The following is a 15,252-nucleotide window of genomic DNA, read 5'->3' on the forward strand; positions in this document are numbered from 1 at the left end:
AATAGCGTTCAAAACTCAACTCTTCACCTTTAAAAATACGAGAAGCCGTTAAATAGCTCGCTCCCATGCCATCTGGAATTAATAGAATGACGTTTTTAACAGAGCCCTTTTCCGCAGCACTCACATTGGGTGTTAACAGTGGAAACACCATAACAAAGGCAACGAAAACCGCACACAGTTGCTTCAATTTTTTGAACATGATTTAAAAACTCCCCTCTCCATCTCCTTATTTCTTTTATAGAATAATATGGTAACGTTAAGGAGAATTAGAGGTCGTATAAAAATCATGTAAAGAACGTGTTAACTTTACTTTATAAACTTTGTAAGAAATAAAATATGCCGCAGCAGTTAACAACGCTGATACGACTTTTTTCGTTTTCATTCGTTAAATCCTCCTATGGGAAAGCGCTCATTCATTTTGTCTTTCAGCTTTTCACCGAGGTCCGGAGCAAATTTTTGAGGATTTTTCCGTTTGGATTTTTCTTTAATTCCTTAAGAAATTCAACCTCTGCTGGTACTTTGTAGTCTGCTAATCGCTCAGCAACAAACTGCTTTACTTCTTTTTCGAGAATCATTTCCCCTTTAAGAGGAACAATAAATGCCTTTACCACTTCACCAAACAGCTTATCTGCTACTCCAACAACAGCGGCTTCAAGAATTTTTGGATGCAAGTGCAATACATTTTCGATCTCAATTGAAAAGATTTTTTCCCCCCCACGATTAATCATGTCTTTTTTACGATCCATAATATAAACAAAACCATCCTCATCGACGGCTGCAACATCTCCTGATTTCCAGAAAGCGTCTTCAAATGACTTCTTGTTCGCTTCTTCATTGTCCCAGTAACCTTCAATGACCATGGCACCTTTAATTAGTAGTTCACCTGGATAATTAGGAGGACACTCCTCTCCCCTTTCATTTATTACTTTAACTTCTGCTCCAAGTACAGGCAGACCGACTGACATCATTTTTGATTCAGGATGATTCATAGGCATTATCGTTGTGGGAGAGCATGTCTCAGTTGCGCCATAACAGTTATGCAATGAAGCATGATTGAACGTTTGACGTAGCTGGTCCATCGTCGCACGAGGCATTGGAGCTCCCCCGTATGCAATACAGCGTACACTCTCACACGCTTCTATTTTAAAACGTTCATGGGTCAAAGCCATTGTATAGATTGTTGGTACATTAAATAAAAATGAAATCTTATGATCAAATAATAAATCTACATATTCATTTGTTTTGTGCCGCCTCATTAGAACGGCTGTCCCTCCCACCTTTGCCATTAACAATAATTGACCAATTAAGCCGGTTACATGAAACAAAGGAACGGCGATTAACGTACGTGTATCACTTGTCAACCGAAACGCTGATTCATAATTGATTAAACTATGGATAATACCAAAATGACTCCCGACTGCCCCTTTTGGAAGGCCAGTTGTTCCAGAAGTATACATGATAAATAAGGGATCATCTTCTTGACTAGTACGTATAATACGCTTAGCATCTTTCGTCTTTTGAATTAAGGAATGAAAGGAGTAGAAACCATTGTTTACGAATTCCTTTTTCTTATCAATCAAGAAAAAATGCTCTACACGATTAATTAAAAAATTATTTTTTAAATGATTAATAGGACTAAAAAACTCACTATCTACAACTATAGCTTTTGCTTGCGAATGATTAATCATATATTCAAGCTCTTTTTCTTTCAGCCGTGTATTAAGGGGAACTAGCACTGCCCCCATATGAGCACATGCATAAATTAATAAACAATATTCAATTGAATTGCCGAGAACCGCTGCAATTTTGTCACCTTTTTTTAGTCCATATTGATAAACTAAATGATGAGACAGCCATTCAACCTGCTGCCAAAGTTCTTTATACGTGATGGATTGATTTTCATAAATTAGCGCGATCTGATTTGGTCTGTAATGAACGTTCTGTTGTAAAAGATCGTAAATGTTCTTTGGACGCTCCTTAAACGCTTTAACTTCTCGATCATAATGTCTCTCCAACACGAGTTCCATTTATTCATCACCTGCTTTTTTGAAATAATTCTTCTTCTCTATCTTTCTTTAACCAGTCAATCAACGTTTTTTCTCGCTGCTGATTCATTTCGTTGGAAAATTCAGACGTCCACTCGTAAAAGCCATGCCCGTTTTTTTGACCATACTTCCCCTCAGAAACAAGCTTTTCCATCGTTTTCAGCGATCGGTCAGCTGTGGATAAATCATTAAATAAGTAGTTTGAAATCGCATTAAAAACATCAAGTCCTCCCATATCTGCAGTCATAAATGGACCAGTTACAGGCAACCGTCTCCCGATGCTATACACAACTGCTGCATCAATATCTTCCTTTGAAGCAGCACCTTGCTCTAAAATATACTGTGCCTCTCTAAAAAGAGCATACTGCAGGCGATTTCCTACCGAGCCTAATATGTCTTTTTTGACTTCAATCGGCTTTTTTTTCATCAATTTTAAGAGCGCCATTGAACGAGCAACCGTTCCGTCTGATGTTTTTTCACCTCTTACGACCTCTACCAATGGAATAAGGTGAGCTGGATTCCAAAAATGAGTGACAACCGTTCTTTCAGGATGATGTGTATTTATTGCAATTTTGGTTGGGCTTAGGCCTGACGTATTACTCGCTAAGATCACGTTTTCTACACATAACTTATCTAATTTTTCAAATAAATCTTGCTTTAACTTTATTTCTTCAGGAACAGCTTCTATAATAAAAGTCGCCCCATCTATCGCTTCTTCCAATGAGGTTGTTTTTTTTAGACGATGTTTGATTTCATTCTTAGTTTCTTTATTAAATAAATCATTTTCTTGAAGGATGGCTAGCTTACGATTAACGCCGTCTTCAGCTCGCTTGAGATCATCCTCGTCAATCCCATATAACGTAACATCCATCTCAGCCCATGCTACTGAGATGGCGATCGAATGACCCATTGTTCCTGCTCCCAAAATTGTTACTCTTTCCACATTTCTCACCTCTATTAACAGAATTGGTTACCAGGCAGTCCAGCCTCCATCAACTTTTATCGATGTTCCAGTTACTAAATTCGATAAGTCGGACGCTAAATATAAAATCGCCCCTACGACATCCTGAGGTGAACCGATTCGTTTTAGAGGAATGCGGCTTATAACATCTTTAGAGAACTCTTCACTTTTAAAATAACCTTCTGTTAGCGACGTTTCAATAAAGGTTGGCGCTACCGAATTAACGAGTATATTTGGCGCCCATTCAATCGCAAGACATTTCGTCATTGTATCAATGCCGCCTTTGCTTGCACAATAAACCGCACGGTCGTAATACCCTACGAAGGCCATTTGTGAGGAAATGTTAATAATCTTACTGACTCTATTCTTATCCATCACTTTTGCCACTTCTTGTGAACAAAAAAATGTTCCTTTAAGATTAATATCCATAATCTGATCCCAGATCTCTTCTGTAACCTCTGTTGCTTTCGTAGGACGATTAATACCAGCACTATTGACAAGAATATCGATCCTTCCAAAAGCATCCAACGTCGTTTTTACCATGTTTTTAATCTGGGATAAAGAAGATACATCTGTCTGCACCCCTACAACCTCAGCACCAAGCATCTTCAATTCTTCAACTGTCGTATCTAAATGGCTTTGATTCCGCGCAGCAATAGCAAGCTTGGCACCGTATTTTGCTAGCTCGTTTGCACATTCACGTCCAATACCTTTGGTTCCTCCAGTAATAAGGACCACTTTTTCTTTCAAACTAGTTTCTAAATCTAATGACATGTACCGTTCCTCCCTGCACTATTAAGTTAGCCTAAAGATGGAAGCCATGTTGATAAAAATGGGATAAAGCTAAGGATTAACACATCGACAAAAAGAATAATGACAAAAGGTATAATCGCCCTCGATATCGTTGCTAACTTTATATTTGATATTTGCATCGCTACAAAGAGATTTATCCCTACAGGAGGTGTTATTAATCCAATTGCTAGGTTTACAACCATAATGATTCCAAAGTGAACCGGATCAATGCCCAAGCTTGTCGCAATTGGTAACAGGATTGGAACTAAAATCAATATGGCTGCCGCAGCTTCAATGAACATACCTGTAATTAATAAAAGGATGTTAACTAAAATAATAAATACTACGACACTTGTGGTGATTTCTAAGAAAAAAGTAGAAATCATACCTGGAACCCCTAATCGATTTAATAAAAAGCTAAACAAACCAGCCGTTCCAATGATAATCATAACAATTGATGTTGTCACAGCAGATTTCTTAAAGATATCGGCTAATTCCCAAATTTTAATTTCACGATAAATAACAACACCCACAATAAATGAATAGACAACTGCAATGACTGCAGCCTCAGTTGGTGTAAAAATTCCGCCATAAATACCACCTAAAACGATAATCGGCATCGCTAGCGATAAAATCGCTTTTCGGGCTGAAACAAAAACTTCCTTAAGGCTGCTTTTTTCAACGCCAACATAGCCTCTTTTTTTAGCAACAAAATAGGCTGCAATTAATAGTGTTCCTGTAATAAACACACCTGGCAATATTCCTGCTAAAAACATATCCCCAACAGATGTATTTGAAGCAATCCCATATAAGATAAGTGGAATGCTTGGTGGAATAATAACACCTAGTGCTCCAGAAACGGCTTGATTGGCGCTCGCGTATTTTACGTCATAGCCTTTGGCTATCATTGCCGGAATCAAGATAGCACCAATCGCTGCGGTAGTTGCTGCTCCCGAACCAGAAATTGCAGCAAAAAACATCGATGTGATAATCGCTACCATAGCTAGACCACCTGTAATATGTCCAACTAACGTACTGGCAAAATGAACAAGTCTTTCAGAAATGCCTCCACTTTGCATCAAGTATCCAGATAAAATAAAAAACGGAATCGCCATTAACGGAAAGGAGTTCAATGAATTAAAAATTTGTTGAGCAACCACTTGCAAAGAAAAAACATCCCCGTACCAAACTACCAAGCTCGTTGCCAGCCCTAATGAAACGGCGATAGGAATACTTAGTGCAAAAAAGATTAATAATGAGATAAAAAGTAAGACAATCACTTTTCTTCCTCCTTTCCAATGATCTCCTCAATGACGACAACGATTGCATTTAACAGCATAAGCAGACCGCCTACAGATAAGGCAAGCATTGGCCAAAACATTGAGATGCCTGTAGCAGGTGTTCTTTGAAAGGCTACAGACTGAGCCATCTCCCATCCGTACTTAATTAACAGAATATAAAAGATCATAGCCATGACATTGGCAACAATTTTAACGATTCGAGCCCATTTACCTTTTAGTATGTCTGGTAATAGTTCAACCGCAACAAGAGTTCCTTTTCGCAGCGCATAAGCGGCACCAAGTAGCGTCATCCAAATCATAAGGAAGCGAGAAATTTCTTCCGAAAACGTTAATGAATTACCGGCCACGTATCTTGCGAAAACCTGCCAAGATATGAGCACAGTCATGAATGCAATGATTGCTGCTAATAACCAGCCGACAACCTTATTTACAAAATTCATAAAATGGATATAGCTTTTAAAAACAGTTTGCATGTTCTCCCCTCCTTTTACTAGAAAGGGCGGTCTCTCAACCACCCTGTTTTGTTTCCTTTTAATATTCAAAATTTCTTGCTCTTTCAATCAAGTCTTCACCAATTTGAGGCGCCCATTTTTCGTAAACTGGTTCAACAGCTACTCTAAATGGACCAAGATCTGGCTCTGTTAATTCCATGCCTTCGTCTTGTAACAATTGCAGCATTTCAATTTCTTGTTCTGTACTTGCCTCACGCTGAATTGGAGTCGCATATTCCGCTGCTTCTATTACCAATGCTTGGTCTTCTGGTGATAACGAGTCAAATAATTGTTTGCTTATCATAAGAGGTGCTGGAGAATAGACATGAGCAGTTAAATTTAAATAATCTTGTACTTCAAAGAAATTCACATCATAAATGGTTGGTAACGGGTTTTCTTGACTACCCATAACCCCTTGCTGCAACGCAGTATACACTTCCGGCCAAGCCATTGGTGTCGCATTCGCACCTAAAGCCGTCCACGTATCAACCTGCACTTCACTTTCCTGTGTGCGATGATTAATTCCTTGCAAATCATCTGGATGTGTAATTGGACGAACGGAATTTGTATTATGTCTTACCCCGTTTTCCATCCAACCAAGTATCATAACATTTGCTTGAGTTGCAAGCATTTCAGCTAATTCATCGCCAATTTCACTATCAAGAACCGCATATGCGTGTTCCTTGCTTTCGAATAAATATGGTAAATCAAACATAAAGAATTCATTTACAAACCCGCCAAGAGGCCCAGTAGAGGTGATTGCCATATCAATGGAATCAATCGACAGGCCTTCAACCGCTTCACGTTCTCCACCAAGGGAATTATTAAAGTGTGGTTGAATGGTTATTCGGCCATCTGTCAATTCAGCAATTTTCTCACCGAATGCTTGAACTCCTACATCTTGATGAGAATCGGGTCCCAGTGGTAAGCTTACATCCCAAACAGCAGTATACTCTTCTGTTTCTCCGCCGCCATTTGAACTTCCATTATCCCCAGTCGTACTATCACTGCCTCCACACGCTGCTAAAAGCATTGTCGCTACTGCAAAAATTGTAAATAAACCACTTTGCTTCATGTCTAATCCCCCTAATTTTTAAATAGTTAAGCGCTTACAATAACTTGTCTTCGAATAACCCCCTCCTTCATAACACTGCTTTATGCTTCTTTTAATAATGTAAAGAGCGTTTTTCTTTGAAAACGTCTTTAATACCCATAGCCTCTTCTAAAAAAATGCTAGAATCCATTTTTTTTAAATCAGATGAGATAATTGGTCGAAAATCCATTTGAGCAACAATGTCTTTTTCAAGGTCTACACCTGGAGCCATTTCTATTAACGTTAACCCTTCATCTTTCAATTCAAAAACGGCTCGTTCTGTTACGTAAAGAACCTCTTGTTTTTTAGCGTTAGCAATCGCTCCACTAAACGTGATTTGATTTACATCGTTTATAAACTTCTTGAATTTTCCGTCTTTTTTAACGTTTAATTCTCCATTTTTGATCTCAATTTCAAGACCACCTGCAGTAAATGTAGAACAGAATATGACCTTTCTCGCATTCTGTGTAATCTCAATAAATCCACCACACCCCACGGTTCTTGTACCGAAACGACTGACATTTACATTCCCTAAAATATCCACTTCAGCACAGCCCATGAAGGTAATATCTACTCCTCGTCCCGAGTAAAAATCAAATTGATAAGGATGCTCAATGATTGCATCCGCGTTTATCGTCAAACCAAAATCGGTACCTCCAGTTGGGACACCCCCGATAGCCCCTGATTCAATTGTTAGGTTGATTTCATGAAGCACGTCCTCTTCACTTGAGATCGGGCCGATTGTATCTCCTGGAATTCCTGTACCTAAGTTCACAATGGCTTCAGGAAACAGCTCCCTAACCGCTCGTCGACCAATGATTTTCCGAACCGTAAGTGGCATAGGCTCCTGTTCTTCAATAGGAATTTTTATTTGTCCACTAAAGACTGGACTAAAATGTGTGCTTGCTGTCTGCCGATGCGTTTCTTCTGGCTCCTCAGCAACAACAATATGGTCCACATAAATACCAGGAATGACAACATCCTTTGCTGCTAAGGTCCCGCGTTTTACATAATTTTTCACTTGAACAACCACTTTTCCGCCAAAACGTTTGGTCGCCTGTGCGAGAGAAATAGCCTCTAGCTTCAAGGCTTCTTCTTCCATCGTTACATTGCCAAACTCGTCTGCCGTTGTTCCTCGAATGAAACAAATATCAATTGGAATCTGTTTATAAAACAAGTACTCTTCACCAAGAATGTTAATGACCTCGACCAAGCCTACATTTTCCCTCGCTTGTGCATTCACTTTCCCGCCTTCGAGACGGGGGTCAATAAACGTACCTAAACCAACCTTTGAAAAATTTCCCGGCTTTCCAGAAGCCATCGCCCGAAACAAATGAGTGATTTGGCCCTGCGGCAAACAGTGAGCCTCTACCTCATTTTGATTGATTAGCTCCCTCCATTTAGGTGCTAATCCCCAATGTGAACCAATCACTCGCCGAATTAACCCTTTATGGGCCAAATGTTCAATCCCGTTCACTTGATCGCTATGGCCTGCTCCATGGAGCAATGTTAACTGACTAGGTTTTTGTCGTTCAAGAAACCGTGCTTCGATTTCTCTTAAAAGAGTTTCACAAGCCCCCATAAGGGTAAATCCACAAACAGCCAGCGTGCTATAATCTTGAATCATTGAAACAACCGTGCTAGGGTCCATTTTCTTTTTATGCATATCTTGCCCTCCATATCATGATTACTATTATCAGCTTAGATAAATTGAAAGGCTTTTACTTAAACGACTGATTTCCCCTTGCTTCCGTCCTCATTGTATTGATAGAAGCCTCGGCCTGTCTTTTTCCCGTAATTACCTGACTCAACTAATTTTTTTAATAGGGGACACGGACGATATTTGGAATCACTAAATCCTTCATACAAACCTTCCATTGTCGCTAGCAAAACATCTAAGCCTACAAAATCAGCGAGTGTGATTGGGCCCATCCGGTGATTTGCACCAAGCTTCATCGCGGCATCTACATCTTCCGGTTTTGTTCCTTCCATCACGCAATAAATTGCTTCGTTTACCATTGGTATGAGCAGGCGATTTACAAGAAAACCAGGATAGTCCTTGCATTTTACAGGCTTTTTAAAGATGCTTTCGACAAAATGATAGGACCTTTCAATCGTTGATTGTGATGTGACAATGGACGGAGTCACTTCCACCAACTCCATGACTGGAACTGGGTAAAAATAGTGCAGCCCTATGACATTTTCTGGTCGTTTTGTTGCTGAACCAATCGCAGCAATGGAAAGCCCAGACGTATTCGAAGCTAAAATCGCTTTCTCGTTAGCAAATTTGTCGATTTTAGCAAAGACAGCTTTTTTTATGTCTAGATTTTCCGGTACAGCCTCGATGACCAAATCGGACTCGGAGATAGAATCCATGCTCGTTTTAAAATCAATCCTTTGTAGAGCTGCATTCATTTCTTCTTCAGAGAGCTTGCCTTTACTAACTTTACGCTCTAGGGTTTTTTTCATTGAAAACAAGCAGCTGTCAATCCGTTCTTGGCTTACTTCAATTAACTGAACTTTTTTATTGGCCTCTGCAATGACAAGGGCTATCCCCGTCCCCATCAACCCGCCACCAATAACTGACACATGTGAAATTGACATAATTTGCTCCTTTCCTGCGTAAATCTATCAAAAATTAAAGAACCATTCCTCCACCTACGTTAATTACTTCACCTGTGATATAAGCCGCCTGTTCAGATGCTAGAAAGGCAATGCAATTGGCTACATCTTCTGGCTGACCTGCTTTTCCTAATGGAATTTTAGAAATCATAAGATCCCATACTTTGTCTGGAATGCCCCTCGTCATATCTGTTTCAATAAAACCAGGGCAAATCGCATTGACTGTCACATTTTTCTTCCCCAGCTCTCTTGCTGCTGTTTTTGTTAGTCCAACAACACCTGCTTTTGCAGCTGCATAATTAGCTTGCCCAACATTACCAAGCCAGCTCGCCGAAGAAATATTAATCATTCTTCCAAACTCCTGTTCTCTCATGATGACACTAGCAGGCTGCATTGTATTAAATACCCCAGATAGATTCACATCAACTACTGCATCCCATTGCTCATACGTCATTTTATGGATCATGCCATCACGATTAATACCGGCATTGTTCACTAAAATATCTAGTCTCTTATGTTTGGTAAAGGTCTCCTCAACTAATTTCTTTGCTTCATCCCTGTCTGCTACATTCGCAACAAAAATTTCAGCGCTTCCGCCATTTTTTTTAATTTCTTTAACCGTTTCCTTGGCTCCTTCTTCATTTACATCACTTACAATGACATGTGCGCCAAGCTCAGCAAGTTTAAAAGCGATCCCTTTCCCGAGCCCCCTAGCAGCTCCTGTAACAATGGCTATTTTTGTATTTAAATTGATCACTACTTTTCCCTCCCACGTCGATGAAACTTATACAAGTTCAAACAATGTTGCAATGCCTTGCCCACCACCAATGCACATCGTTGAAATTCCTCGTTTTAGACCTCTTCGCTTTAGTTCAGCCAATAGCTTCACAGTTATAATTGCACCCGATGCACCAATTGGATGACCAAGGGCAATCGCTCCGCCATTCACATTAACTTTTTCAGGGTCAAGCTCCAAATCTCGAATCACGGCAAGCGATTGTGCAGCGAATGCCTCATTTAATTCAATTAAATCAACGTCATGTAAGGATACGGCTGACTTATTAATGAGCTTTTTAACAGCTGGAGCTGGAGCAAATCCCATAATTTCAGGGTCAACGCCCGCTACAGCTTGTTCACGGATAACTGCAATAACATTTAACCCTAGCTCTTGAGCCTTTTCTCTCGTCATTAGCACAAGAGCAGCAGCCCCATTGTTGATACCAGATGAGTTACCTGGTGTGACCGTTCCTCCTTCTTTAAATACTGGCTTTAATTTCGCTAATTTTTCTAAAGTCGTTTGGCGCGGATGCTCATCCGTATCAAAATGTGTCACTTCACCTTTTCGGTTTTTCAATTCAATCGGTACAATCTGCTCTTTGAAGTAACCGCTTTCAATTGCATGAAAAGCTTTTTGCTGACTTTTATAAGCAAATGTATCTTGGTCCTCTCTTGACACAGCAAACTTTTCAGCAACGAACTCGGCTGTTACTCCCATTGCATACTTTCCAAAGGGATCGGTAAGTGCAGTTAATAGCCCATCCTCTAATTGAGCGTGGCCTAGTCGATAGCCATAACGTCCTTTTCGAACATAGTATGGTAGTTGATCCATGTTTTCTGTACCACCGGCAACGATGATTTCTGCATTGCCGGTTTGAATTTGCTGAACTGCATTGTTAATGGCTTGAAGACCTGAGCCACATAACCGATTAACGGTGTACGCATTGCTGCTACTCGGCAAACCAGCTTGTAACGCACACATTCTTGCGATAAAAGCATTTTCTGCAACCTGTCCGACGCAGCCCATAATAACCTCTTCTACTAGCTCTTTCTTTACATTGGCTCGTTTCAGTGCTTCTTTTATCGCCGTTGCACCTAAATCAGCGGCATGGACATCCTTAATAGCCCCGCCCATTGTTCCAATCGCCGTTCTTGCCATCCCAACAATTACAACTTCCTTCATCTTAAAAACCCCTTTATCAATTATTTTTAACTACACCAGTGCTATTTCGGTGAATTAATGTTGGTTCTAAGACTACACGGTCAGTTTCATTTAAGTCCTTACCTGTTAGTGTTTTAAGCAGCAGTTCACAACCAATTTTACCTATTTCATACGTCTGAACATCGATAGTCGTTAATGGAACTCGGAAATCTGCTGTAAATGGAATGTTATCTGCTCCGATTACGGAAATGTCTCTTGGAATCTCGTATCCCTTATCCATCACAGCCCTTGCCACTGAAAAAGCGATCAAATCACTTGCTGCAAAAATCGCAGTTGGAATCTCCTCTTGATTCAGCAACTCCATTGTTAACTGATACGTTTTTTCTGGTTCATAGCCACAGTCAATCAGCCAATCTTGCGGGACAGAAAGATGATTTAATTTCATCCTGTCTAAAAATGCTCTTTCTCTCTCGATACTATTTTGTCTTTGCCCACCAAAAAAAGCGATTTTTTCATGCCCAAGTTCAATTAAATGTTCCGTCGCTAACTCTCCGACTTTATAACTGTCGATGCATACTTTCATACCATTAAAATCTTTAGGTGAGCGGTTGATTAAGACAGTCGGGACATTTTCTTTTAATAACAGCTGCAATGCCTTTGAGTGCACAGTATCAATGGTTGCTAATATAACACCGTCCACTCCTTGATCTAGCATCGACTCTAACAGTGTGTACTCCTGCTCTTGATCATCTGCAGTCGTACTCAAAATGACATTGTATCCAAAGGATAACGCAACGTCTTCCACACCTTTTAGCATTAATGGGTAAAAAGGATTTGTAATTTCAGTTACTGTGACACCAATTAATTTGGTTTCTTTTCCCTTTAAGCTTCTAGCAAGTCGATTAGGGCGATAATTCAGCTCTTTAATGGCTTCTTCAATTTTCTTTTTCAAATCTTCACTGACATATTTATTTTCGTTTACTACAGCTGATACAGTAGCAATTGAAACACCAGCTCTTTTAGCAACTTCTTTCATGCTTGTCATCATGTACACCTTCTCAATCTTTTTTACTTTTATTGTACCAAGTATCAGCTCTTATGCAGTAACTCGCTGAAATGGATCGAATGATGTCAGAAAGAAAAGGTGTTAAACGTTTAGCTAAACGTTTAGCTAAACGTTTAACTGGATTATATATTTAAAAAAACTGAATGTCTATAATTTTCTTAATTTTTTTATTTTTAATTTCCGATCCTATTATAACAAGAAGCTAAACATCCGAATTCACAAAGACTCACCCAAGCATTATTGCTTTTAACGGGAGTTGATTGAATCGGTTCATTCTTTTTATTTTCAACGAAACATTACTTCTGTAATGCTATTCCAATTATTCATTGTGTTTCTATGATTTATAATTCTTACATAATTTACTCGAACTTGTTCAAAGCGATACGTTTCAGGGTAGATGGTTTTTCCGCTGCTTTCTCCATCATATACAATGGTCCATTGATGTCCATCAGTTGATCCCACACTCTCAAAATTAGCAACTCTCTCATTACCCAAGTACCAAGCAATCGCCAATTGTTCAATTAATTCTTCCCTTTCGAAAGAATATTGAATCCACTGTCCATCGTTATTTGCAGACCATCTTGTATCAAGATTTTCATCAATCGTATTTTCAGAAATATGCTCGTTATGATCAGAGCTAACTATTATTTCATTTACTTGCCGATGATTGCATTAAAAAATTCAACCTCCGAAATACGGACGTTGGCATTCTGCTCATCAAAATTCGTTATCTTTACATAGTGAGCTTCGGTTTCAGGAAAAATATAAGCTTCGTTACCTCCTGATGTTTGATTTCTCGGACCAACCTATACTTCTCCATTAGTAGACGTTTCAATTGATGAACTTCTACAATCACTTATAATTTCAACACCTTCCCGATCCTCCAGTACATCAGTCATATTCATATTCATACTTCTTGATTTTAACTGATTGGAGGTTAATTAGCAGAAAGTGTTCATTTTTATCAAGCAAAACTGTTCAATTTAGTCTAGCAGTTACACCAATGCTGATTTCATCAATAATATGCGAATCTCTAAAATCATATTGGATCCATTTTTCACGACCGGTAGCTGTCCACCACGTCTGGTCCTTTCCATCGAGAGTATTTTCTGACTCATGACCTGATTTATTGGAGCTCGATTGATCCTCAGACACTAAAACCTTGTCAGGATTGATTCCTTGGTTTAAATTTCCAACATTTATGTAAAGATAATCACACCTGAAACCAGGATAAGTGTGAAGCTTTTTTAGCTTTCATGCTAAAAAGTATTCAAAAAATAAACCATTTATAGCTTCCTCTCTACTGAATCTACCATTTCTATTTCAAAATAGAAAAAGTGACTCAAATCGGCCATAAATATGACCTTTTGAATCACTCTCTTGAATTACACCAATGCTCCTTCTTGATCCTTCTTAAAGAATGTTTTCATGGCACACGTCGCCTTTTTCTTTTAGGATGTAATGGCGAAAGTGTGGATCACTGATATTTTTATAGGCACTCATTAGTGTGAAATGACGACTGTATTGATTGACCTCACCAGCATGTATACATTTATTTAAGTAAAGTGTCTTTATTTTTTGGGTGCGTATCTTCAATCTACAGATATAGATAAGGTATAGATGGTAACTCATTTACACACGGGTTATCTGTGTTTAACAAATGTAAAACGTTGCTCTTCCTTTTCATCTTTTTTTCCTTGAATATTTGGACAGTGTTTTTTGTTCATTAAGAAGAAAACTAAACAATTTCATTGTGATGTAAATAAATTCAAACAAGTGGCCTTATACATTCCTCCACCTCATTTTTAGGGCTATTAACAACTGTTGACACTTCATGAGCCATCATTTCTTCTGCAGCATATGGTTTTATCAAATTCTTTACTATATGCGTGTCTTGAATCGCTGGATCCAACCAGGTGTCTCTCTCTTCTTCAGATATGATTACTGGCATCCGATCATGAATAGTGACCATTAAATCATTTGGTTTAGTCGTTATGATTGTACACGAAACAATTTCTTCATCCCCTTGCGTCCAGCGATCCCAAAGTCCAGCAAACGTAAAGATTTTACCTTCATTCATTATTATTCGATAAGGTTTTTTCTCCTCTTCGGTTCTTTTCCATTCATAAAAGCCATCTGCAACAATTAAACATCGACGTCTAGCTAATAATCGTTTAAAGGCAGGCTTTTGATCCACCGTCTCTCCTCTTGCATTTATCATTTTATATCCTATTTTTTTGTCTTTTGCCCATACAGGAACAAGACCCCACTGCAGGTATCCCGCCTTTCTCTTTTCACCATCTGAGACAAGGCTCAACACTTTTTGACTTGGAGCAATATTATAACGTGGGTTGTATTCCGTAAGCTCGATTTGTAACTGTTCTTCAACTTGTTCTTTAGATGCTGTTAACGTGTATCTACCACACATTTCTATCACCTCATGTTACAAGTATATCCTAATCTTACTAGTTGAATACAGAACATACATTCGCATATACTAAGAACAAAATACTTCACATTAAGGACGTGACTTACATAAGGATTACAAAAGTGACCAAAGGGTCTAACAAAAAGTGGGAAGGCTCTAGAATGATGCTGCCCGAACATGTTGCTCTGATTCGTCAACGGAAAGTAGATCAAAAGAAAGTGAAAAAGCATGAACTAGATGAGCAAGAACTGGAGGAAATCGGTTATGTGGTCATGGATGCACTAAACCATACTTTAGAAGTACGTGTTATCTATTGGGATAATTGGGCTTATCATGAATTTGTGGGGTTTGTAGATCGAGTAGATTTGCAATTGAAGCAGATAAAGTTTGTTACCGATGATGATGATGATGAATATACATATGTCAAAATTGATTGTTTAAAAAGCGTAGAAAGAATATAGCCCACCGAAGTGGACTATTTTTGGTTTTTCTTTTTCAATTTTTCTAACAAAGA

At 38.9% G+C, this 15,252-nt stretch carries 16 protein-coding genes; 1 reads left to right on the forward strand and 15 read right to left on the reverse strand.

Going from position 1 to position 15,252, the window contains the following annotated elements; genetic code table 11:
- The 15 genes from BLT_RS22155 to BLT_RS0116000 form a co-directional block, all read right to left on the reverse strand.
- Positions 1-199 (reverse strand): alkaline phosphatase (locus tag BLT_RS22155; protein ID WP_035425966.1); only part of this gene is annotated, 199 nt, incomplete at its 3' end.
- A 57-nt stretch (positions 200-256) separates the two neighbouring features.
- Entirely contained in the window at positions 257-382 is a 126-nt protein-coding gene (locus BLT_RS24740; protein ID WP_017728767.1) for a hypothetical protein, read from the reverse strand.
- A gap of 43 nt (positions 383-425) precedes the next feature.
- Positions 426-2,027, reverse strand: a complete 1,602-nt coding sequence (locus tag BLT_RS0115940; RefSeq protein WP_017728769.1) for a class I adenylate-forming enzyme family protein — start codon at positions 2,025-2,027, stop codon at positions 426-428.
- A gap of 7 nt (positions 2,028-2,034) precedes the next feature.
- Entirely contained in the window at positions 2,035-2,988 is a 954-nt protein-coding gene (locus tag BLT_RS0115945) for a 3-hydroxyacyl-CoA dehydrogenase family protein (RefSeq protein WP_017728770.1), read from the reverse strand.
- A 27-nt stretch (positions 2,989-3,015) separates the two neighbouring features.
- Positions 3,016-3,780, reverse strand: a complete 765-nt coding sequence (locus tag BLT_RS0115950) for an SDR family NAD(P)-dependent oxidoreductase (RefSeq protein ID WP_017728771.1) — start codon at positions 3,778-3,780, stop codon at positions 3,016-3,018.
- A 26-nt stretch (positions 3,781-3,806) separates the two neighbouring features.
- The gene (locus BLT_RS0115955) at positions 3,807-5,078 is read right to left on the reverse strand and encodes a TRAP transporter large permease (protein ID WP_017728772.1); all 1,272 of its coding nucleotides are present in this window, start codon (positions 5,076-5,078) and stop codon (positions 3,807-3,809) included.
- Positions 5,075-5,572, reverse strand: coding sequence for a TRAP transporter small permease (locus tag BLT_RS0115960; protein WP_017728773.1), 498 nt, complete (start codon positions 5,570-5,572; stop codon positions 5,075-5,077). Before BLT_RS0115960 ends, BLT_RS0115955 begins: the two co-directional genes overlap by 4 nt.
- A gap of 58 nt (positions 5,573-5,630) precedes the next feature.
- A complete protein-coding gene (locus BLT_RS0115965; RefSeq protein ID WP_017728774.1) occupies positions 5,631-6,665 on the reverse strand; it encodes a DctP family TRAP transporter solute-binding subunit in 1,035 nt (344 codons plus the stop codon).
- Between the two features lie 91 nt (positions 6,666-6,756).
- A complete protein-coding gene (locus BLT_RS0115970) occupies positions 6,757-8,349 on the reverse strand; it encodes an acyl CoA:acetate/3-ketoacid CoA transferase (RefSeq protein WP_017728775.1) in 1,593 nt (530 codons plus the stop codon).
- Positions 8,350-8,408: 59 nt separating this feature from the next.
- A complete protein-coding gene (locus BLT_RS0115975) occupies positions 8,409-9,287 on the reverse strand; it encodes a 3-hydroxyacyl-CoA dehydrogenase family protein (RefSeq protein WP_017728776.1) in 879 nt (292 codons plus the stop codon).
- A gap of 34 nt (positions 9,288-9,321) precedes the next feature.
- Complete coding sequence (fabG, locus tag BLT_RS0115980) at positions 9,322-10,062, reverse strand: 3-oxoacyl-ACP reductase FabG (RefSeq protein WP_017728777.1); 741 nt, start codon at positions 10,060-10,062, stop codon at positions 9,322-9,324.
- Positions 10,063-10,089: 27 nt separating this feature from the next.
- The gene (locus tag BLT_RS0115985; protein WP_017728778.1) at positions 10,090-11,265 is read right to left on the reverse strand and encodes a thiolase family protein; all 1,176 of its coding nucleotides are present in this window, start codon (positions 11,263-11,265) and stop codon (positions 10,090-10,092) included.
- A 16-nt stretch (positions 11,266-11,281) separates the two neighbouring features.
- Positions 11,282-12,289, reverse strand: coding sequence for a LacI family DNA-binding transcriptional regulator (locus BLT_RS0115990; RefSeq protein WP_017728779.1), 1,008 nt, complete (start codon positions 12,287-12,289; stop codon positions 11,282-11,284).
- 306 nt (positions 12,290-12,595) lie between these two features.
- The gene (locus tag BLT_RS25010; RefSeq protein WP_081599681.1) at positions 12,596-12,958 is read right to left on the reverse strand and encodes a discoidin domain-containing protein; all 363 of its coding nucleotides are present in this window, start codon (positions 12,956-12,958) and stop codon (positions 12,596-12,598) included.
- Between the two features lie 1,120 nt (positions 12,959-14,078).
- Positions 14,079-14,738 carry an SOS response-associated peptidase gene (locus BLT_RS0116000; protein ID WP_017728781.1) on the reverse strand — a complete coding sequence of 220 codons (660 nt, stop codon included), beginning with the start codon at positions 14,736-14,738 and terminating at the stop codon, positions 14,079-14,081.
- 161 nt (positions 14,739-14,899) lie between these two features.
- On the opposite strand from BLT_RS0116000, the gene BLT_RS22755 reads away from it, so the two are divergent.
- Entirely contained in the window at positions 14,900-15,199 is a 300-nt protein-coding gene (locus tag BLT_RS22755; protein WP_017728782.1) for a YolD-like family protein, read from the forward strand.
- Positions 15,200-15,252 lie beyond the last annotated feature (53 nt).

Origin of the sequence: Halalkalibacterium ligniniphilum (assembly GCF_000334155.1) — a bacterium.
GTDB lineage: Bacteria > Bacillota > Bacilli > Bacillales > Bacillaceae_D > Halalkalibacterium > Halalkalibacterium ligniniphilum.